Below are 20,327 nucleotides of genomic sequence, written 5' to 3'. Positions count from 1 at the left end.
ATCCCCATCGCAGTGCCCTCTCGGGTGCTTAGTTTCTCCAAGCAGGCCTACTACGCGTGGCGCAAGCATTCAACCCGCCAACGCGACTCGGACGACGCGCACTCAATCAACGCCGCCCGCGACATTCACGGCGACGACCCAGCATTCGGCTAAAGGTTCATCGCCGACGGGCTGCGACAGCAGGGCAACACCGCAGGTGAGAACCGAGTCGGCCGCCTGTGCTTCCAGTAGCGCATCTGGTTGATCTTCGACACGAGGCGAGGCCTGAACCGGAAGTCCGGCCCGCCCGTGCCCGACGACCTGGTCGACCGGACGTTCACCACCACCGCGCCCGACAAGGTGCACTCATCCACATCGCCGAACACAACACCGCCGACGACAAGGTCACGTCTGTGCGATCAAGGATGTCCACTCAGGCCGAATCGTCGGCTACTGCATCGACTCGCGCATGACGGCGTCCCAGGCGGTGGCAGCACTCCGCAACGCCATCGTCCCACGGGATCCGGTCGGAACCCTGGTCCATTCGGACCGCGGCAACTAGGAGGCAGGCAAAGTTCGAACCCTGCGGCCGTCCGATGTCACCTCAGTTCCTCCCGCCATTGGCGGCAGCGTGCCCCCGCTGCAGTGCGGTTGGGGTCACCGGCGCCACTGGTCTGCGTTACCCGAATCGCAGCGCCTGCCGTCGCCGCATACAAGGGCTGCGTGACCTCGAGCAGACGGCCCACCGCGCCGAAGTGTTCCAGGGCACGCTTGCCCACAGGCTTCAGATCGTTAGCCGACACACCTCATGCACCAAGGGTCTGCCCGATTCGTTGTGACGAGTTCATGCACCCTGATGCGGACCCTCGCCTGTATGGGTACCCGACGAACCGACGACTACCGCGCTCGCCGACGAGAGCAGGAGCGTCAGCGACGTCATCAGCACGAGCGGGCCGTGACCCGCCAGGACCGCGCACCGGTCCAGGAGCCGGTAACGACTCCCGCGAGCGCAGCGTGCGGCGGTCCGCTGCCGCGGCCTGCGGCTGGTGCAGCGGTCCCACCGCAGCGCGGGCGAGTGGACCGATCCCGAAGTGGTGCTCGAACACTTGCCGGAAGCGTGCCTGGGAGCAGAAGCGCGCTGCAGCCTCTGGCCGGTCCGCAGTTGAAATTGTCGAGCGAGTAGTCACGGTGCCGACCCAGCAGCCTCCCCCGCTCCCCCGCCAGCTCGCCTGGGTGAACCTGCTCCGCGTGCTCGCCCGGCAGCTGGACGGCGGCGCGGTTCACGACCGGCACTTGCTGGCCATCGCCGCTGCAGCGCAGGACGTCCTCCGGGCCGCCCAGCGACGCAGCATGGGCACTCACCCGCCCGTCAACCGATGGGAGTAACCGCACCGGTCGGGGTGACAACGGGGTGACGTGTCAGCAGGCCGCCCCGGGAGCGCCTGGAGCGGTGTCACCCCAACGCCGCTGGCAGCAATCGAACGGAACCAGCGCCTTTTGAGGGATGACCGGCTTCACCCGCCGTCGTCATCTCAGGAGATGCCATGACTGTTCGCCTGCTGACCACCGAGGAAGTCGCCGCCCGTTTCCGCACCAGCCCGGCCACCGTCCGCTACTGGCGTCACGTGGGCATCGGCCCCTCCGGGATCAAGGTCGGCCGTCGGGTGCTCTACGACGAGGCGGAGTGCGACCGATGGTGGGAAACGAAGGTCGCGGCGTCGCTGCACGACGCCCGCTGAGCCGATCGATCCGCCACCGGCATATCCCCACCTGCGAAATGCACTGTCAGCTGGGCTGCCATAGCTCAACCCGGTTGCCCTCCGGATCGGTGGCCAGCCGAATCGACCGACGCCTTCTAGGTCGTCTGACCGCTCCACCACGTCCGGCCTGTTTGCCCGCAGTCGCCCGAGCATCACATCTACTTGTACCTCCGGCGCATCAACGTCTCCGGGCAGCACACCTAGTCGACCCGCTCTGAGGCAGGAGGTTACGGCCGCGCCGTCGAGAAAGTGACCCTCCCGGCGCTGACAATCAACGCATCAACCTCGCAAAGGCACTGTTGATCAAGCTTCTCTGGCATCATGACACGTGTTACCGCTGCGGCACGGGGGGACGTCGGGGTGGCTCATACGCCGGGAATCAGGGACCTATCTATTGCAGCAATGGCGGCAGTGTTGGGAGGGGTTTTACTCATGGTTGTCCAGGAGACTAAGAGCGGTGAGCGCATTCAAAGGGACGCCGCTGAAGATTTCATCAACGACTTCTACAATACTGTCCTCGATGATCCCAAGTCCGTATGGGACACCATGCTCACCGATCACCTGCGCGCGAGGCATGACCGCGGTTTTGCGGACTTTGAGTCGAACTGGTCACAGTGGAGCGGAGTCGAGCGCGAGCGCGTTCGCGTTAAGCCTGACTCGCAAAACTGGTTCATCATTGATGTGGCTTACGTGGACCAAGGCGGGAATGTGCAGTCGGTTCGGCCGATCGAGTTCTCGCTCGTGTGCGATGATGTTTTTGCCAACCGGTTGCCGATAATCACATGCAATCAGGACGACCTGCGGCTACAGGACGCATACAACCTATCCTCGCAGCTGATCGACCAGAACACTGATTAATTGCGAAGCATTCGGCTTCCATCCACCAGACCGGCCCTCCTCCTTCACGCTAACGAGGCGGACAGGTGCGGGCAGTCAGCCCTGCCCAGTCGCCGCTGAGCGCATGCGCTCGGTCCGTTCGACCACAACTGGGGCACTTCAGAAGCACCCAGGGAGCGTTGACAAGTTGCCTACTTGTCAAAGCAGGTGACCCGGTCAGCGACCAAGTACACGCGCGGCTTCGGCGCTGACCACCTGGCGGCCGAAGTAGACGTCTAGCGTCATCGACGCGTTGGCGTGGCCGAGCTGGTCGGCCACCTGCCGCGGGGTGAACCCGGCTTCGTCCAGGCGGGTGGCGACGGTCTTGCGGAACGTGTGCGAGGTGACCCACGACCTCGGGCCCTCGGCGCAGCGTTCCGGGCGGCCGGCCGCCGACGTGCTCGTCGGCGTCTAGCAGCCGGTCCCGTCGCAGGCCTCGCACTCGAAGGAGTCCAACAGCTGGCGCAGATCCCCGGAGACGCTGTTCGGGTCGCGCAGCTCGCCGGCCACGACGTGCGGGTGGTGCCGCGGCGCAATCACCCCGCGGTCGCACGGGCCCATCCCGAAGTGGTGCTCGGCGACCTGCCGGCACCGGGCCTGGGAGCAGTCCCGCGTCGCAGCATCCGGACGCAGCGCCGTCACAATCGTCGAACGGGTGATCACCGTCCCGGCCCGGTCGCCGACGTCAGCGCCGAAGCCCCGGCAGGTGGTCTGGGTGGACCTCCTGCGGGAGCTCGTCACCGAGATCGAGCAAGGTGCGCTGTACGACCGGCACCTGCTCGCCCTCACCGCAGCCCTCGACGACGTTTTCCGTGCCGTGCACCGACGCGGCAGCCCGTCCCTACGTTCATGATCCCCGCGGCCGGGGGAGGTGACATCGGGGTGACGTAGCGCGCCACCACGCTTTCGGCGCCGCTACCCCGTTGTCACCCCAGTCGGGCGCCTTGTCACGGTGACGGACATCCGTCCCTCGTCGCCGCCCCGCAGGAGACCCGGTGACCATTGGCGACGTTCGTGGACTCCGAACCCTGCGTCCCCTGGGGCGAAGTTGGAAAATGGGAACAGCTGGAAGAACACGTTCGCCGAGTCGTCAACGGAGCGCCCCCTTTGACGGCCGAGCAGCGTGACCGACTTGGTCTGCTGCTTCACTGAAGTCGCGTCTGACCCGTCCAGCCCGGGACACCACCCGCGGAGGCGCTCAACCGCGGCCAAGACGTTGCCCCGCCGATGCAGCGCAGGAGGCGGGCTGCGCATCCGGAACGACCCACTCAGACGGGTTGCGTCGGGAGATTTCTCCCGGTTTGCCCGGGACATGCCCCATGACGGGGGACAAGTGTGCCGACGACGCTCCTCGGTGCGGGCATCGGGCCCGTCAAGACCAAGGAGGAGCGATGTTCAACATCATGATCCGGTTTGGTGGTGCGGCGACTGCCGTTTCCGGAGTGCTGGTGATCGCGCAATCAGCCTGGGACATTGCCGTCGGCGGGCTGCCGGAGGGGCGGGCCGAGTCCAGCCTGCATACGGCGCAGATGCTGTTGTTGGTTCCCGGGGTCGTGGGGCTCTATCTGGCCCAACGACAGGCCATGCGGACATTCGGTCAGATCGCGACGCTGGTCGCCGTGGTGGGGAGCACGCTGATGTTCGGTTCTGCGCTCACCGAGGTGACCCTGCTGCCCGAGCTCTCGGCTGCCGGCTCCCCACTCGCGGATGACCCGGGTACGACGACCGTCGGCGTCTTCCTTACCTCCTTCACCCTGTGGGTCGCAGGGCTGCTGCTGTTCGGTGTGGCGAGCTGGCGCGCGGGGGTCCTGCCGCGGCCAGCGGCGGCGCTGCTGGTTCTCGGGCTACTGGCGGCTCTCGGCTTGAAGGACGTCGTGCCGGGCGTCCTGGTGTTCTACGCGGCCGGCCTCATCTGGCTCGGCGTGGCAACCGCCGCGCGAACGAGCGCGGCGTTAGCGGATGCTCCGGAGCCCGCACTGGCTCGGCCATAATCGCAAGCCTCGGTATCCGGGCAGGAGGTCTCTCGGTGCCTGCGGTCCTGCTCAGCAACCGGTGGCTTCGTACCGGTTCCGGTCCCGGCCGCCTCATGGGGGCGGCCGGGATCGCGGCGACGTGCGTCCTCGGTGTACTGATCCTGCTCTGGAGTTTCCGTACCGGGGCCAGTCGGTCCCTGTTGTTGCTGATCCCAATGGTGCCGACAGCCCTGGTGGGCAGCGTGGTGCTCGCCGCCCGGCCGCGAGACCCGGTCGGTTGGTCTTTCTTCGTTTCAGGCGAACTGTTCCTGACCGGCCTGGCCGGTGAGCAGTGGGTGCTCCTGGGGCTGCCTGGTGCACCGGTTGCCGTGTGGCTGCAGACGTGGACCTACCAGGTCGCCCTCATCCCGTTGTTCGTGCTGGCACCGCTGTACTTTCCCGACGGCCGCCTGCCCTCGAGGCGATGGCGTCCGGTCGTGCGCGCAGCACTCCTCGTTCTCCCGCTGTTGGGATTGACTCAGGCATTCCGCCAGGGCTTCATCCCTGTGGGTAACCGGCGCCTGCCGAACCCGTACGCGGCCGAGTTCCTGACCGGAGCCGAATGGCTTGACCCCATCCTCGGACTGGCAACGCTGGCGCTGGTGCTGCTCGCCGCCAGCAGCCTCGTAGTCCGTTTCCGCTCTTCACCGCCCGATTCCCGAGCGCGTATCGCACTGCTGATGGCCGCGTTCGCCGTCGCCGCCCTCGCGTTCGTCCTCGACGTGGTTGTGGCGCTGGGGTCGCCGGACTCGTACGACGGTGTGTTCGTCTTCGTCCAGCTCGCGCTGGCGGCGGTTGTCCTGGCGGTGGCGATCGGAGTGCTCCACCACCGGTTGCTTGATGAGAGACCCGTGCTGGATCGAGCGCTGCTCTATGCGCTTCTAACCGGCTGTGTACTGCTGGTTTGCGTTGCAGTGGTCGCCACCGCCGGGCTGCTCTCCTTCGACCGCCAGGCGTCGACCGTCGTCGCCGTCGTCCTGGTCGTCGCCGTGGTGCCGGCCCTCCGGGGATGGCTGCAGCGGGGCGTCGACCGCCTCGTCTACGGGGATCGAGCCGATCCCTATCGGGCCCTCAGTCTGTTGGGCCGCCGCCTGGAGGCGGCGCTGACCCCGGCGACAGCCCTGACCACCGTCGTCGCCGCGGTCGCAGACGCCCTCCACGTTCCTTTCGTGGCGGTCGAATCGGTGACGAGCACGGGCTTTGAGACGTCGGCCGCGCACGGACGACCGCCGTCCAGTCTGGCCTCGCTCACCTACGTTCCCCTCGTGCACGCCGGGGAGACGGTCGGCCGACTGACGCTGGCCGGCCGATCTGGGCGGCTGGAACTCGCGCCCGGCGATCTCAGGGTGCTGCAGGATCTGGCCCGTCAGGTCGGCATCGCGCTGCACGCCGTCCAGGCGGGCGAGCAGGCCCGACGGCTGTCCGAGGACCTGCAGCAATCCCGGGAGCGGCTGGTCATGGCCCGTGAGGAGGAACGCCGTCGCATCGGCCGTGACCTGCACGACGGACTCGGGCCACAACTCGCCGGCCTGACGATGACCGCCGAGGCAGCGCGCGACCTCATCGGCGTGGACGACGATCGCGCCCAGCACCTGCTCAACGGCCTGCTCGAGCAGACCGACGCCGCTGTGCACGAGGTCCGCCGCATCGCCCACGAATTGCGCCCACCCGCCCTTGATGCACTCGGGCTAGTCGGCGCACTGCGCAGCCACGCCGCCACGATGGCCGGGCTCGCCATCACCGTGGACGGCCCACCGCTGGGCGCGCTTCCCGCGGCGGTGGAGGTTGCCGCCTACCGCATCGCCTTGGAGGCACTCCACAACGCCGCCGCGCACGCACATGCCACCCAGTGCGCAGTGCAGTTGCGGATCAACGGCGAAGATCTGGCCGTGACCGTGATCGACGACGGCCGCGGGTTCCCCGACCTGCCACCGCTCGGACTGGGGCTGCAGTCCATGCGAGACCGAGCCGCCGAACTCGGCGGAGCGCGTGCAACATTGAATCGGCTGCCGATGGCGGCACAGTGCTGCACGCCAGCCTGCCCTGCGCTTCGCCGCCCCGGGGTGCCCGGTGACTCCAACCCGAGTGCTCATCTGCGATGACCACGCCCCCTTCCGTGAGGGCCTGCGCGCGCTGCTCAGCACCACAACTGAGGTGGAGGTCGTCGGCGAAGCCCCCGACGGGCGAGCCGCGATCGCGGCGGCGCTCGCCCTACAGCCCGATGTCGTCCTGATGGACCTCACCATGCCCGGAATGAGCGGCGTGGAGGCGACGGAACGGGTCCTGGCCCGCTGTCCGCACATTGCCGTCCTCGTGCTCACCATGGTCGAGGACGACGAGGCGCTTTTCGCCGCCCTGCAGGCCGGCGCACGCGGCTACCTGCTCAAAGGCGCCCGTAAGGCTGAGATCCTGCGGGCCGTACAGGGCGTTGTCGACGGCCAAACCATCATCGGCGCACCTGTCGCCGCGAAGCTCACCACCCTGCTGGGCGCCAGGCCCAGGCCGGCGCAGACCTTTCCCCAGCTTTCCAGTCGCGAACGGGAGATCCTCATCCTCCTCACCCAGCAGCTAACCAATGGGGAGATCGCTGCGAAGCTGGGCCTGAGCGAGAAGACCGTGCGCAACCACGTCTCCAACATCTTCACCAAACTCCAGGTGTCCACTCGGGCGGAAGCGATCACGACCGCTAGGGCCGCCGGGATTTAAGCCGCTGCCCATGCCCGGCGTCCGGTCCTGAACCTGACAACGCCGCACCTGGCCCAGGCCATCAAGATCAACCACACCCGCCGGCTGGCGATGCTTCCTTGATCCGGGTGAGTACGGCACATGAGTCCGATGGCGCCAGGCTGGTTCTCTCCGGGCCCCAGTCGCACAAGGGTATGGCTCACAGTTTTCGGCACCGACCGCGGCAGCACGTAACCGCTGGCTCACTCCAGGTGGGGCTGGCTGTACCGCGTCGGCCCCCTCCGGATCGTCGGCGATCCCCATGCGTAGACGGGCCATCGTCGGGCGGCGCACCTGCTGGCCATCGCCGCTGCCGCGCAAGACGTCCTCCGGGCTACAAGGCGGCGCAGCCTGGGTGCTGATTCCACCCACGCATCGGGCGGCGGGAGTAGCCGCACCAGCCGGGGTGACAAAGGGGTGACACCTCGCTAGGCCGCTGCCGGAAGCACCCGAAGCAACGTCATCCCCACGCACCTGGCAGCAATCGCACGGCATCAGCGCCTTCTCCGGTCGACCGACTCCACCCCGTCGTCGTCTGAGGAGATGTCATGACTGATCGTCTGCTGACCACCGAGGAGGTCGCGGCGCGGTTCCGCACCAGCCCGGCCACCGTCCGCTACTGGCGCCACATCGGCATCGGGCCGTCGGGCATCAAGGTGGGCGTCGGGTGCTCTACGACGAGGCCGAGTGCGACCGATGGTGGGAGTGCAAAGTCGCGGCGGCGCAGCGCGGCATCCGCTGAGCAGAAGTAGCCGGCGGTCGGGCAGCTGCGTCGGCGCCGTATTGACCCCACTGGGGGAGGCGCCTTTGAGGCCAGAGGCAATACGGTGCCGCTATTACAGCCGTACGGCAGCCGTGGCGAACTCCCACTGCGCCGAGTCTCAGCGACAGATGGGGGAACGAAGGCATGGGCCTGATTCGCAAGATGATGTCGGTGTCCAGTGGGGGTGTCGTCGACTTTCGGTCAGACAAGGAGCGGACCGCCGCCTACACAAAGGCTGCGATGAAGGAGGCGAAGAAGCAAACTGAGCTGCTGCGCCAGCAGGCTGCTCAACAGGCCTCGAACCAACGCCTGACGCAGCCGGCCTCGGTTGGCTTGGCCGTCCCGCGTGGGACCGTCGCCGAGCAGGGCGAGTTCGACGTCATCCTCGAGGCAGCCGGCGACAAGAAGATCCAGGTCATTAAGGAGCTGCGCGAATTGACCTCGCTCGGCCTGAAGGAAGCCAAGGATCTGGTCGACAACGCGCCCGTGGTGGTCCTGGAGAACGTCGCCAAGGACGCCGCAGAGAAGGCCAAGGCCAGACTTGAGGGCGCAGGCGCCGCTGTCACCCTCATCGCCGAGCCCGTTCTCTCGGTCGACCCTGTCACGGTCTACCCGAGCGCCATGGACGAGTTGGGCAAGCTCGCCGAGCTCCGAGCCGCGGGCGCCGTGTCGCAGGAGGAGTTCGACGAAGCGAAGGCCAGAATCCTCAAGACTCTCTAGCTGGTTGCCACCGTTTGGTCCGGACGGCCCAACGACCCCACCGTCCCGCCCTGGGCGGTGGGGTCGTTGGCGTGTCGCCAGGTGTACACGGTTTAAGCAGATGAAAGAAGACCGCGGCGACGTCCAGCTTGTGGACGCGAGCGTTCTGGATCGGCGAGGCGAATGCAGCGATCGCGGTGCTGGTCGGCGTCGACTCTCTCGACTGGTTGTCGAAGCGAGCGAACCGGTCACCTGCCCAGCACCCGGGCAGCCTCGGCGCTGACGACCTGGCGGCCAAAGTAGACGTCCAGGGTCATCGACGGGTTCGCGTGGCCGAGCTGGTCGGCCACCTGCCGCGGGGTGAACCCGGCTTCGTCCAGGCGGGTGGCGACGGTCTTGCGGAAGGTGTGCGAGGTGACCCAGGACCACGGCCCCTCAGTGCAGCGAACCGGGCGACCGGCCGCCGACGTGCTCGTCGCCGGCTGGAAACCGGTCCCGTGGCAGGCGTCGCAGTCAAAGGAGTCCAGCAGCTGGCGTAGTTCACCGGACACGCTGTTCGGGTCTCGCAGCGTCCCGGCGAACGGCGCTGGGAAGACCAGCTCAGTGTCGGGCCGCAGCGGCGCATCCAATCGACGGCGCACCATCTCCACCGCGAACTCGGGCACCGCGATGATCCGCCAGCCGGCGGCGGTCTTGGTCCGCGGCTGGACGACCATCCCCCGCTTGGGCACCCGCACCGCGGTGGCGTTGACCTCCCAGGTGCCGGCGTCCAGGTCCAGCAGTGGCCGTCCGGCGGTCTCCCCGGTCCGCAGTGCCACCGCCTCCCCGATCCGGGCGCCGGTGGCCAGCATCCAGTCGACGATGTCGGCCAGATCCAGTTCGGCCGCCCGCGGGCTGTTGCGGAACAGCTCCACCAGTTGGGTGGTCTGCTCGACGGTCAGCGCCCGCGGTGCCTTCTTGGCGGTGGTGTCGATCCGGACGGTGGCGTCGCGCACGGGGTTGGCGGTGAGGGCGCCGTCGTCGATGGCGAGGGAGAACATGCTCGACAGGCAGGCGCGGGCGGTCTTGGCGGCACCGGGCCCGCTGGTCTTGGCGATCGCGGTGAGCGCGCGGCCGACCAGGCCGGGGGTGACCTCCTGCAGGGTCAGCTGGCCGAAGGCGGGCAGCACCGAGGTGCGGATCACCGAGCGGTAGGTGCGTTCGGTGCCGGTCGACCAGCCGTGGTCGGTGTCCAGCCACACGTCGACGAGCGCCGACACCCGGGAACCCGCAGTGATCGCACCGGCTCCCCCGGGCCCACGGCGGGCGGCCAGCTCGGTCTTCAGCGCCCGCTCAGCGGCAGCGCGGGAAGCGCCGGTCTTGGAGACCAGCCGGGTGCGGCCGTCGAAGTCCCGGAACCGGGCGCGGGCCTGGACCTCACCGCTGGACAGGAGCAGGAGGCCGATCTTGCCGAAGGTGCCCACCGGCAGCGGCGGTCGTCCCATGCGGCACCGCCCCTCATCGGTTTCCGATGAGTTGATGATGCCTGGTTCGAAGCTCCGAAGCTATAAGCCCTGGTCAGAGCTCCCCCGATAGGACTTGAACCTATAACCCTGCGATTAACAGTCGCATGCTCTGCCAATTGAGCTACGGGGGATCGGCGGGCCGTGGCCCACGCGCTCGTAGAGGTTACCCCACCACCGGAGAGCGCCCGGTGGGGGGCTCTCAGCGCGTCGGATCCGGCTCCGGCCGGTAGCGTGATCATCTCCCCGAACCCAGGAGGTCCCTCGTGGCCAAGCTGTCCTTCATCGCCGGCTTCGGCGCCGGTTACGTCCTCGGCGCCCGGGCCGGCCGCGAGCGCTACGAGCAAATCCGCCGCGCCTACCAGCACGCCAAGGACGACCCGCGCCTGCAGAGCGCCGCCGGCATGGCCCAGGCCCGGGCCGACGCCGCCGTCAGCTCGGTGAAGAACCGCATCGGGAACGAGACCGGCAGCCGCTGAGGACCGACCCCGCCCGCTCAGCGGGTGGGGTCGTCGGCGGCGACCGCCGCGGCCAGCCGCTCCCGCGCGACCGCGCGGGCGACCGGGTCGTCGCGATCCACGTCGTCGTCGAACACGACGGTCCACTCCCGGGCCGCCTGGCCGGGCACCCGCCGCGCCACCAGCAGCACCGCTCCCCCGGTGGGCAGCGGGTGCCGCTGGCTGGTGACCACCGTCAGGTCCACCCGCTTCTTCAGCACCGCCGGGAGCTCTCCGGCCCCGCGCAGCACGTGCCGCTGCGGCGCCAGCCGCGCCTGGACTCCCGGCTCGACCTCGGTCAACGGCGTCACGGTGAACGTGCCGCCGCTGCCGGCGGCGCTCCAGCGGGCGGTGCCGATCTGGTGCCACGGCAGCACCGGCACCTCGGCAGCAGCGCTAAGGTCCAGCTCGGCCGGGACGACGCGCAGCCCTCGCGACGTCGCCACGGTCCAGCCGCCGTCGACCCGCTCCCCCCAGGCGAGCACCCGCTCGTCGACGTTGGTCGCGACGACCGCCCGGACCGCCTCCGGCGGCCGGGCGAACCGGGAACGGACCCGCTCGACCAGGCTCACAGCCCACCCGCCGCCCGGGCGCGCAACGACCGGGCCAGCTGCTCCAGGTCGATGAGCTTCTTGAAGGCCTTCATGTACTCGTCCTGGGCCTCGACCGGGTTGGTGCGCTGCAGCTTGCCCTTCACCGCCACCACCTCACGGTCGGTCGCCATCAGCTGCAGCCGGGCCATCAGCGCGTTGACGTAGCCGGGGTCGTTCTCCCCGACGCTGTGCATCGGCTCCACCGCCAGCGCGGTCAGCATCGCCTTCGCCGAGTCCCGGTCGACGTGCGCGGAGACCTCCTCCAGCCACGCCGGCCCGGACGTCGTCGCGCCAGCCGCTCCCCCGGCTCCGGCGACCGCGGCCGCCACCGCGGCGTAGTCCGGGTCGGTGTACGAGCTCGGCGCGACGGCGTCGAAGTCCGGTCCGGCGATCTCCGGGCACTGCAGCGCTGCCTTGACGGCCTCGCGCTCGACCTCGAGCGCGGCGTCCTCCGGCGAGCGCTGCGGCGTCCGCGGGCGGGAGCGCGGCCGTTCCTGCCCGCCCTCGCCGGAGAGCTGGCGCACCTTGGCGACGACGTCGGCCTCGTCGGGCAGGCCGAGCAGGCCGGCCAACCGGCGGGCGTAGGCGGGGCGGAGCGCGTGGTCCTTGATCTGCGCCAGCAGCGGGGCGGTCTTGTCCAGGGCGGCGACCCGGCCCTCGACGGTGTCCAGGTCGTAGCCGTCGAGCGTCGTCCGCAGCACGAACTCGATCAGCGGGGTCCGCCGGGCGATCAGGTCGCGCACGGCGGCGTCGCCGTGCGCCTGGCGCAGCTCGCAGGGGTCGCGCCCGTCCTGCTCGACCGCCACGAAGGTCTGCGCGACGAAGCGCTGATCCTCCTTGAAGGACTTCATCGCCGCCGCCTGACCGGCCGCGTCACCGTCGAAGGTGTAGATCACCTCACCGCGGAACTCGTCCTGGTCCATCAGCAGCCGGCGCAGCACGTTGATGTGCTCGGCGCCGAACGCGGTCCCGCAGGAGGCGACCGCGGTGGTCACGCCGGCGACGTGGCAGGCCATCACGTCGGTGTAGCCCTCGACGACGACGGCCTGGTGGCTGCGGGCGATGTCCCGCTTGGCCCGCTCCACGCCGTAGAGGACGGTGCTCTTCTTGTACAGCGGCGTCTCGGGGGTGTTCAGGTACTTCGGGCCCTGGTCGTCGTCCATCAGCTTGCGGGCGCCGAACCCGATGACGTCGCCGGTCAGGTCGCGGATCGGCCACATCAGCCGGCGGTGGAACCGGTCGATGAGGGTGCCCCGGGAGGACTCCTTCGCCAACCCGCCGGTGACCAGTTCCTCCTGGGTGTAGCCGAGCCCGCGCAGGTGCCGGGTCAGGGTGTCCCAACCGCCGGGGGCGTAGCCGCAGCCGAAGTCCAGCGCCACCTGGCGGTCGAAGCCACGCTCGGCGAGGAACGTGCGCGCCGGCGCGGCGTCCGGGGTCATCAGCTGGGCGGCGTAGAACTCCGCGGCGGCGGTGTTGGCCGCGACCAGCCGGGCCCGCTGCCCGGCCTGCGCACGGTTCGGCCCGGCGGTGCCGCGGCCGCCGTCGTCCTCGTACTGGAGCTGCACCCCGGTGCGGCCGGCGAGCAGCTCGACCGCCTCGGTGAAGGACAGGTGGTCGATCTTCTGGATGAAGGCGATGACGTCGCCGCCTTCCCCGCAACCGAAGCAATTGCCGGTCAGCAGGTTGTCCTCGAGCGTGAAGGCGTGGGTCCCCGGGACCTCCGCGCAAAAGACCTCCTCGACCCGGTCGCTCCACTCCACCGACTGGACGACCCAGTCGAGGTCGCCAGCGACGGGCGCCGGGACGTGAGCGCCGGCGGTGTCGGCGGCCGGGCTCACACCAGCCGAGACGAGCTCTCGGGTCGGCACGAGCGAGTGGCATAGCCGGTCGCCGGGCTGGAGGTCCTTGGTCAGCTTCTCCCGGCGGTGCTGGCGGAGGGCCCCGGACGGGACGAACCAGCGGTGCTCGTCCGTCGCGTGGACGACCTTGGTCCGTCCGTTGCGGGTCAGCGTCATGCGCATCAGGCGCTGGACGCCGTAGCTGCGGAAGGGCGCCTCGACCCAGCCGCCGTCCCCGTTGAGCACCCGCACCGTCTTGCCGGCGAGCTCACGGATCGGGACGGTCCCGTCCTCCGTGAGCACCCCCGTCTCGCCCGCGAGGCAGTGGAACAGGTTCCGCGAGGGGGTGACGTTGAACGACGGCGACTTCTCGTCGTGGAACGGGCACAGCCCCTTGAGGCTGCCGCCGCCGGCGCGCTTGAGCTGCAGGTGCTCGCCGATGATCTCGTCGATCTTGGACCGCTCGCGGACCAGCGCGATGTCCGCGGCCCTGATGCGTCCCCGCCCGGCCATCAGACCGCCGCCGCAGCCGCAGCCGTGGCCGAGCGCCGACCGAGGACGAGCTCGACCCACAGCATGAAGACGGCGTGGTCGAGCGGGAGCCCCGGATCGGTGGTCAGCGTCGGCCGCGTGGACCGTCTGCCGCTCTCGGCCACCTGCCGGCCGTCGACGACGTAGCTGTGGGTGCCCTTCCAGCGGGAGGCCCACGTGACGGTGACGGCGACGCCGTCCAGCTCCATCGTCCAGGTGCCCCGCCAGGAGGACGTCTGCCGCGCCCGCAGCCGGACGGCGTCCTCAGGGTCGGCCGCCCACCGGCCGGTCAGCTCGCGCCCACCCCGGCGACGGAACACCCACGACCGCTCCCCCACCTCGGCCGTGGCCGCCTCCTTCCAGTTCGAGGCGTGCAACGTGGCCACGACGGCACCGTCGGAGAGCACCGGGATGGTGCCCTTCCCGGTGCCCTGCGACCCGCTCTTGCCCAGCTCCAGCACGATGTCCTTCCTCAGCCTCAGCCGATGCCCGGGGCGCCGGCGACGCTCTCGCCGGTTCCGCGGTAGAGCAGGTAGGCAGCCGTCTCCCGCAGGATGTACCTGAACTGTGTGGTGCGCGTCTGCACCGCGGGGCCCTGCCGGGTCGGCGAGCTGCTGGCGTCCATGCCGGCGTCCTCGGCCATCCGCTCCGCGCGCATCGCGTGCCAGGGGTCGGTGACCAGGACGGCGGTGTCCCAGCCCCGGTCGTCGAACTGCGTCGCGACCGCCCGCATGCTCTCCAGGGTGTCCGCGCCCTCCTGCACCGCCAGCAGTGCGTCCTCGGGCACGTCGGCGTCGGCCAGGTACTCACGGCCCGCCTCGGCCTCGGAGAACTGGTCACCGGTCGCCTTGCCGCCGACGGTGACGATCACCGGCGCGACGCCGTCCTCGTAGAGGTCCAACGCGTGCTCGAGCCGGGCTTCGAAGATCGACGACGGGACGCCGTTGTACTGCGCCGACCCGAGCACCACGATCGCGTCGGAGGAGGGCCGGGAGTCCTGCCGCGCCGTCCACCAGATGGCCAGTGCCGTGGCGACGGTCATCAGCAGCACCGCGGCCACCGCTGCCCCGATCACCCGGACGACCAACCGCCCCGCCCCCACTGCCACGCGTCATGGGTACCACGCGGCACCGACGCCGGTGTGGCCCCTGGGGACGGCGAGCCGTCAGCCCCCGGCGGTGGTGCCACAGACCTTGGTGCCGCCCTCGGGGACGACGGTGAGCTCGGTCGTCGTGGTGCTCCCGCCGTCGTCCCAGCGGACCTGGACGTAGCGCACCGGCTCGTCGTCGATGCGCTCCCCGCGGGAGCCGGTGACGGTCGGCGTGCCGGGGTGCAGGTAGTCACCCGCGAGCTGGTCGGGGGTGATCCGGCCGCGCTCGGAGTCGCAGATCAGCCCGTAGGCGGTCTCGATGTCGTCCGCGGCAAGCGCCTTGGTGAACACCCCGGCCACCTCCTCGGCCTGGTCGCTGGCGGTGCCCTTGAACAGCACCATGCCGCCGACCATCAGCACCGCGATGAGCACCGTGGCGCTGAGCAGCGCGATCAGCGTGCCGTTGCGGTTCCGCGGGGTGCCGGTGTGCAGCGGCATCGGGTCGTCGTCGTAGAGGAACGGGCCCTGCGTCATGGCTCGACTCCGGCTGTCATCCGCCACCCACCAGCATCTCGGCACCCGCCGGCGGGCGTGGGTCGTCGCGGTCGGCAAGCCAGCCCTCGGGCAGCGCGACCGGCCGCGGCGGGCTGGTGCGCCCGCGCGGGGCGCCGAGCACGGCCTCGGGATAGGGCTGGTCGGGGATCCGGTCCAGCAGCTCGGCGAGCTCGTCGAGCCCGGACACCATCGCCAGCGCCCGCCGCACGTCCGAGCCGACCGAGAAGCCCTTGAGGTACCAGGCGACGTGCTTGCGGAAGTCGGTGCAGCCGTGCAGCTCGCCCTGGTCGGCGGCCAGCAGGGTGGCGTGCCGGTGCATCACCGCGGCCACCTCGCGGAAGCTGGGCAGCGTGCGGCGCGGGGACCCGGCGAAGGCGGCGGCGAGGTCGCCGAACAGCCACGGGCGGCCCAGGCAGCCCCGGCCGACGACGACGCCCGCGCAGCCGGTCTCCGCCACCATCCGCAGCGCGTCGTCGGCCTCCCACAGGTCGCCGTTGCCGAGGACCGGGATGTCGACGGTGTCCACCAGCCGCGCGATGGGCGCCCAGTCGGCGGTGCCGCTGTAGAGCTGGTCGGCGGTGCGGCCGTGCAGGGTGATCGCGGCGGCGCCCTCGTCCTGGGCGATCCGGCCGGCGTCGAGGTAGGTGACGTGCTCGGGGTCGATGCCGATGCGGGTCTTCACCGTCACCGGGACGTCGCCGGCCGCCCGGACCGCGGCCCGCACGATGTTGCCGAACAGCACCCGGCGCCACGGCAGCGCCGACCCGCCGCCCTTGCGGGTCACCTTGGGCACCGGGCAGCCGAAGTTCAGGTCGATGTGCGCCGGCCGGGTGCCCGCCACGTTCTCGTCGACCAGCATCTGCACCGCGCGCCCGACCGTGGCCGGGTCGACGCCGTAGAGCTGCACGCTGAACGCGTCGGCCTCACCGGGGGCGGCCTGGACCATCTGCAGGGTCTTGGCGTTGCGCTCGACCAGTGCCCGCGTCGTGATCATCTCGCAGACGTAGAGACCGGCACCGAACTCCCGGCACAGCGTGCGGAACGCCGGGTTGGTGATGCCGGCCATCGGCGCGAGGACGACGGCCGGGTCGACGGTCAGCCCGCCGAGCTGCAGCGGCGGCAGCGCCGTCGCGCGCTCGAGGGTGCTGGTCACGCATCCAGGGTAGGTGGCCCGGCTGTGCGACCGGGCTCACGTCGGCCGGCCCGCCCCGTCCCGGTCCGGTGACGCCGGAGAGCCGGGTGACTGCAGTCAGCGGTGGCGCTCCCCGGTCAGCGGGCGCGGGGGTGGTCGCCGTAGGAGCTCCCGACCTACGCTCGCCCGGCCGCTGCGGGGACCCCGCGCCGGGAGCAGCGCGACGGCGGATGTGCCGACGACGGGGAGACGGCATGGCGCCGCGGATGTTCGGGCCGTACGAGCTGCTGGACCTGCTGGGCCGCGGCGGCATGGGCGACGTCCACCGCGCGCGTGACACCCGGCGCGGACGGCTGGTGGCGCTCAAGCTGCTGCCCGACCTGTACACCGACGACGCGGAGTACCTGTCCCGGTTCCGCCGCGAGCAGCTGGTCGCCGCCCGCCTGCGCGAGCCGCACGTCATCCCGATCCACGACTTCGGGGAGATCGACGGCCGGCTGTTCATCGACATGCGGCTGGTCGACGGCGAGCACGTCGGCAGGCTGCTGGAGCGGACCGGTCCGCTGCCCCCGGCGCGGGCGGTCCACCTGGTCGGCCAGGTCGCCGAGGCGCTCGCCGCTGCGCACGCCGACGGTCTGGTGCACCGCGACGTCAAGCCGACCAACGTGCTGGTCACCCCGAGCGACTTCGTCTACGTCGTCGACTTCGGCATCGCGCGCAAGATCGGCACGACCAGCACGGCTCTGACGGTGAGCGGGGCGACCGTCGGGACGCTGGACTACATGGCCCCGGAGCGGTTCACCAACCTGCCGGTCGACGCGCGGGCCGACGTCTACTCGCTGGCCTGCCTGCTGCACGAGTGCCTCACCGACACCCGGCCGTTCCGCGGCGACGACCTGCCCGCCCTGATGCACGCCCACCTCTACGGGACACCGGCCCGGGTGAGCACGCTGGTGCCGGGCATCCCGCCGGCGCTGGACGCCGTGGTCGCCCGCGGGCTGGCCAAGGACCGGGAGGACCGGTACCCCGGGCCGCTCGAGCTGGCCGCCGCGGCCCGCGAGGCGCTGCGGCCCACCGAGCCGCTGCCGCAGGCGCCGCCCGTACCGCCCACCCCCCCGGGTCATCCCGGCCGACCCGCGTCCCGGGGACCGGGCCGCGGAACGGACGACTGCGGCGCCCACCGCAGGTCCCGCCGGGGCGGCGGGCGGGCGGCCCGGGCGCGGGCGGGCACTCGCGGTCGCCGGCGCGGTCGCGGCGGTGCTGGCCGTCTTCCTCGCGGTCACCTGGGTGCTGACCTCGCGGGGCGACGACCCCCGGGACGGCGCGACGGCCGCGGCCAGCACCCCGCCGTCGTCGTCCGCGGCTCCCAGCCCGACGCCGACGGCCCCGGTCGTGTCGCCGAGCGTGCCGATCCCGGCGGCCGGCGCGGCGATCGACGTGGGATCGGCACCCGGCTACGTGCAGGTGGCGCCCAACGGGCGGTACGCCTACATCGCCGACCGGGGCGAGCAGGTCGTGACGGTCCTGGACACCACGTTGGACGAGGTGACCGGGAAGATCCCGATCGAGGCCGGTCCGCCGCGGTTCGTCACCTTCTCCCCCGACGGGCGCACCGCGTACGTGACCGTCTACACCGACGACAGGACCGTCAACGAGGTCGTCGTCCTCGACACCGCGACCAACCGGGTGCGCACGACCGTGCCGGTCGGGAAGCGGCCGTTCGCCCCCGCCACCACGCTGGACGGCCGGCTGCTCTACGTGCCGATCCACGACGAGGGCCGGGTGGACGTCATCGACACCGCCACCGGCGAGGTCGTCGACCGGCTGACCACCCCGCCGAACCCGCACTGGGTGGTCTTCAGCCGGGACGGCGGCACGTTCTACACCGCCGACCACGAGTCGGGGGTGGTGACGGCGTTCGACACCGCCAGCCACGACCTGCTGGCGACCATCCCGGTCGGGGTCTCCCCGCACAGCCTGGCGCTGTCACCGGACGGCAGCCAGCTCTCCGTCGTCAACTACGACAGCAACACGCTGTCGATGATCGACACCGCCACGCACACCGTCGTCCGGACGGTCGACCTCGGCCTCAACCCGCAGGACGTCACCTACGCCCCCGACGGCGTGCACCTGTACACCGCCGACGTCGAGGCCGGCCTGGTGGAGGTCGTCGAGACCGCCACCGGCCGGGTGACGGCCCGGATCCCGACCGGCGACAGCCCGTCGAGCGTCTCGGTCACCCCCGACGGCCGGCGGGCCTACGTCACCAACCTCGGCGACGGCACGGTCCGGGTGCTCGACACCGCCGCGCTGTGAGGGACCTCGACGACGCTTGTGCTCTGCTCACCAGGGTGAGCAGAGCACAAGCGTCGCTGGAGCGACCTGCTCAGCAGCCGGGGAGGCGGCCGGCGAGGTAGGAGACGACCTGGCCGAGCCCGATGCGCTCCTGCGACATCGAGTCCCGCTCCCGCACGGTCACCGCGTCGTCGTCGAGGGTGTCGAAGTCGACGGTCAGGCAGAAGGGCGTGCCGACCTCGTCCTGCCGGCGGTAGCGGCGACCGATGGCACCGGCGTCATCGAAGTCGACGTTCCAGTTCTTCCGCAGCTCCGCGGCCAGGTCCCGGGCCTTGGGCGAGAGGTCGGCGTTGCGCGACAGCGGCAGGACGGCGGCCTTCACCGGCGACAGCCGCGGGTCGAGCTTGAGCAGCGTGCGGGTGTCGACGCCGCCCTTGGCGTTGGGGGCCTCGTCCTCGGTGTAGGCCTCGACGAGGAACGCCATCAGCGACCGGGTGAGTCCGGCCGCCGGCTCGATGACGTACGGCGTCCAGCGCTCACCGGAGGCCTGGTCGAAGTAGGACAGGTCGGTGCCGGAGTGCTCCGAGTGCGTCTTCAGGTCGAAGTCGGTGCGGTTGGCGATGCCCTCGAGCTCGCCCCACTCCGACCCCTGGAAGCCGAACCGGTACTCGATGTCGACGGTGCGCGTCGAGTAGTGGGACAGCTTCTCCTTCGGGTGCTCGAAGTGCCGCAGGTTCTCCTCCGAGATGCCCAGGTCGGTGTACCAGCGAGTGCGCTCGTCGATCCAGTACTGGTGCCACTCCTCGTCCGTGCCGGGCTGGACGAAGAACTCCATCTCCATCTGCTCGAACTCACGCGTGCGGAAGATGAAGTTCCCGGGGGTGATCTCGTTGCGAAAGGACTTGCCGATCTGGCCGATGCCGAACGGCGGCTTCTTCCGGGAGGCACCCATCACGTTGGCGAAGCTGACGAAGATGCCCTGCGCGGTCTCCGGGCGCAGGTAGTGCAGGCCGGACTCGTCCTCGACGGGGCCGAGGTGGGTCTTCAGCATCATGTTGAAGTCCCGCGGCTCGGTCCAGGACCCGGTGACGCCGCAGTTGGGGCAGGTGACGTCGGCCAGGCCGTTCGCCGGCGCCCGGCCCTTCTTCTCCTCGTAGGCCTCCTCGAGGTGGTCGGCGCGGAACCGCTTGTGGCAGTTCTGGCACTCGGTCAGCGGGTCGGTGAAGACCCCGACGTGACCGGACGCGACCCACACCTGCCGCGGCAGGATGACCGAGGAGTCCAGGCCGACGACGTCGTCCCGGCTCTGCACGACCGTGCGCCACCACTGCTTCTTGATGTTCTCCTTGAGCTCGACGCCCAGCGGGCCGTAGTCCCAGGCCGATCGGGTGCCGCCGTAGATCTCACCGGACGGGAAGACGAGGCCCCGGCGCTTGCAGAGGTTGACCACCTTGTCCAGGCGGGCCGGGTCGGCGGTGCGG

The 20,327-nt window shown here is 70.4% G+C and carries 19 protein-coding genes, 1 tRNA gene and 3 pseudogenes; 12 read left to right on the top strand and 11 right to left on the bottom strand.

The features are described from left to right. Positions 1-12: 12 nt before the first annotated feature. The 4 genes and pseudogenes from FHL80_RS25950 to FHL80_RS00100 form a co-directional block, all read left to right on the top strand. A pseudogene (locus FHL80_RS25950) lies at positions 13-538 on the top strand (DDE-type integrase/transposase/recombinase); the annotation flags it as partial. Between the two features lie 629 nt (positions 539-1,167). After that, entirely contained in the window at positions 1,168-1,365 is a 198-nt protein-coding gene (locus FHL80_RS00115; protein ID WP_138731460.1) for a hypothetical protein, read from the top strand. Between the two features lie 158 nt (positions 1,366-1,523). Further along, a complete protein-coding gene (locus FHL80_RS00110; RefSeq protein ID WP_138731459.1) occupies positions 1,524-1,718 on the top strand; it encodes a helix-turn-helix transcriptional regulator in 195 nt (64 codons plus the stop codon). Between the two features lie 423 nt (positions 1,719-2,141). Beyond that, positions 2,142-2,597, top strand: coding sequence for a hypothetical protein (locus FHL80_RS00100; RefSeq protein ID WP_138731458.1), 456 nt, complete (start codon positions 2,142-2,144; stop codon positions 2,595-2,597). Positions 2,598-2,792: 195 nt separating this feature from the next. Here FHL80_RS00100 and FHL80_RS26605 read toward each other — a convergent pair. Further along, positions 2,793-2,951, bottom strand: a pseudogene (locus FHL80_RS26605) (tyrosine-type recombinase/integrase); the annotation flags it as partial. Positions 2,952-3,026: 75 nt separating this feature from the next. After that, entirely contained in the window at positions 3,027-3,356 is a 330-nt protein-coding gene (locus FHL80_RS00090; RefSeq protein ID WP_138731456.1) for a hypothetical protein, read from the bottom strand. A gap of 650 nt (positions 3,357-4,006) precedes the next feature. On the opposite strand from FHL80_RS00090, the gene FHL80_RS00085 reads away from it, so the two are divergent. The 5 genes from FHL80_RS00085 (at position 4,007) to rplL (ending at position 8,834) form a co-directional block, all read left to right on the top strand. Continuing rightward, the gene (locus tag FHL80_RS00085; protein ID WP_138731455.1) at positions 4,007-4,606 is read left to right on the top strand and encodes a hypothetical protein; all 600 of its coding nucleotides are present in this window, start codon (positions 4,007-4,009) and stop codon (positions 4,604-4,606) included. A 35-nt stretch (positions 4,607-4,641) separates the two neighbouring features. Then, positions 4,642-6,729, top strand: coding sequence for a GAF domain-containing sensor histidine kinase (locus FHL80_RS00080; RefSeq protein WP_138731454.1), 2,088 nt, complete (start codon positions 4,642-4,644; stop codon positions 6,727-6,729). Beyond that, a complete protein-coding gene (locus FHL80_RS00075; protein WP_138731453.1) occupies positions 6,698-7,333 on the top strand; it encodes a response regulator transcription factor in 636 nt (211 codons plus the stop codon). The genes FHL80_RS00080 and FHL80_RS00075 overlap by 32 nt, the downstream gene beginning before the upstream one ends. Positions 7,334-7,899: 566 nt before the next feature. After that, the gene (locus FHL80_RS00070) at positions 7,900-8,103 is read left to right on the top strand and encodes a helix-turn-helix transcriptional regulator (RefSeq protein WP_216870287.1); all 204 of its coding nucleotides are present in this window, start codon (positions 7,900-7,902) and stop codon (positions 8,101-8,103) included. A gap of 155 nt (positions 8,104-8,258) precedes the next feature. Further along, the gene (gene rplL, locus FHL80_RS27165; RefSeq protein ID WP_138731452.1) at positions 8,259-8,834 is read left to right on the top strand and encodes a 50S ribosomal protein L7/L12; all 576 of its coding nucleotides are present in this window, start codon (positions 8,259-8,261) and stop codon (positions 8,832-8,834) included. Between the two features lie 227 nt (positions 8,835-9,061). Here rplL and FHL80_RS00060 read toward each other — a convergent pair whose 3' ends face one another. Beyond that, positions 9,062-10,297: a site-specific integrase gene (locus tag FHL80_RS00060; protein WP_138731451.1), complete on the bottom strand. Its 1,236-nt coding sequence runs from the start codon at positions 10,295-10,297 to the stop codon at positions 9,062-9,064. Between the two features lie 79 nt (positions 10,298-10,376). Beyond that, a tRNA-Asn gene (locus tag FHL80_RS00055) sits at positions 10,377-10,449 on the bottom strand. Positions 10,450-10,581: 132 nt separating this feature from the next. On the opposite strand from FHL80_RS00055, the gene FHL80_RS00050 reads away from it, so the two are divergent. Next, positions 10,582-10,794: a hypothetical protein gene (locus tag FHL80_RS00050; protein ID WP_026846132.1), complete on the top strand. Its 213-nt coding sequence runs from the start codon at positions 10,582-10,584 to the stop codon at positions 10,792-10,794. Positions 10,795-10,811: 17 nt separating this feature from the next. On the opposite strand, the gene FHL80_RS00045 is transcribed toward FHL80_RS00050, so the two are convergent. From FHL80_RS00045 to dusB, 6 genes are read right to left on the bottom strand one after another with little or no spacing between them, the layout of a single operon-like run. Continuing rightward, positions 10,812-11,384 (bottom strand): hypothetical protein, encoded by a 573-nt coding sequence (locus tag FHL80_RS00045; RefSeq protein WP_138731450.1) that lies wholly within the window; start codon positions 11,382-11,384, stop codon positions 10,812-10,814. After that, on the bottom strand, positions 11,381-13,756 hold the full coding sequence (gene dnaG, locus FHL80_RS00040) for a DNA primase (RefSeq protein ID WP_138731449.1): 2,376 nt from the start codon (positions 13,754-13,756) through the stop codon (positions 11,381-11,383). Before dnaG ends, FHL80_RS00045 begins: the two co-directional genes overlap by 4 nt. Further along, positions 13,756-14,235 (bottom strand): hypothetical protein, encoded by a 480-nt coding sequence (locus FHL80_RS00035; protein WP_138731448.1) that lies wholly within the window; start codon positions 14,233-14,235, stop codon positions 13,756-13,758. The genes dnaG and FHL80_RS00035 overlap by 1 nt, the downstream gene beginning before the upstream one ends. Before the next feature lie 17 nt (positions 14,236-14,252). Continuing rightward, positions 14,253-14,882, bottom strand: coding sequence for a YdcF family protein (locus FHL80_RS00030; protein ID WP_246078352.1), 630 nt, complete (start codon positions 14,880-14,882; stop codon positions 14,253-14,255). A gap of 57 nt (positions 14,883-14,939) precedes the next feature. Beyond that, positions 14,940-15,398, bottom strand: a complete 459-nt coding sequence (locus tag FHL80_RS00025; RefSeq protein WP_138731447.1) for an Rv0361 family membrane protein — start codon at positions 15,396-15,398, stop codon at positions 14,940-14,942. Between the two features lie 16 nt (positions 15,399-15,414). Beyond that, complete coding sequence (dusB, locus tag FHL80_RS00020) at positions 15,415-16,572, bottom strand: tRNA dihydrouridine synthase DusB (protein WP_138731446.1); 1,158 nt, start codon at positions 16,570-16,572, stop codon at positions 15,415-15,417. A gap of 209 nt (positions 16,573-16,781) precedes the next feature. Between dusB and FHL80_RS26965 the strand changes: the two are divergent. Together FHL80_RS26965 and FHL80_RS00010 are read left to right on the top strand one after the other, a co-directional pair. Then, positions 16,782-17,399 (top strand): annotated as a pseudogene (locus FHL80_RS26965) (serine/threonine-protein kinase); the annotation flags it as partial. A gap of 409 nt (positions 17,400-17,808) precedes the next feature. Then, positions 17,809-18,867 (top strand): YncE family protein, encoded by a 1,059-nt coding sequence (locus FHL80_RS00010; RefSeq protein ID WP_138731445.1) that lies wholly within the window; start codon positions 17,809-17,811, stop codon positions 18,865-18,867. 70 nt (positions 18,868-18,937) lie between these two features. On the opposite strand, the gene FHL80_RS00005 is transcribed toward FHL80_RS00010, so the two are convergent. Beyond that, a partial coding sequence (locus tag FHL80_RS00005) for a glycine--tRNA ligase (protein ID WP_439331081.1) occupies positions 18,938-20,327 on the bottom strand: 1,390 nt, incomplete at its 5' end.

The organism is Modestobacter excelsi (assembly GCF_005930495.1).
Classification (GTDB): Bacteria; Actinomycetota; Actinomycetes; order Mycobacteriales; family Geodermatophilaceae; genus Modestobacter; species Modestobacter excelsi.
The sequence above is the reverse complement of the archived record's forward strand: the minus strand, read 5'-3'. Positions and strand labels throughout refer to the sequence as shown.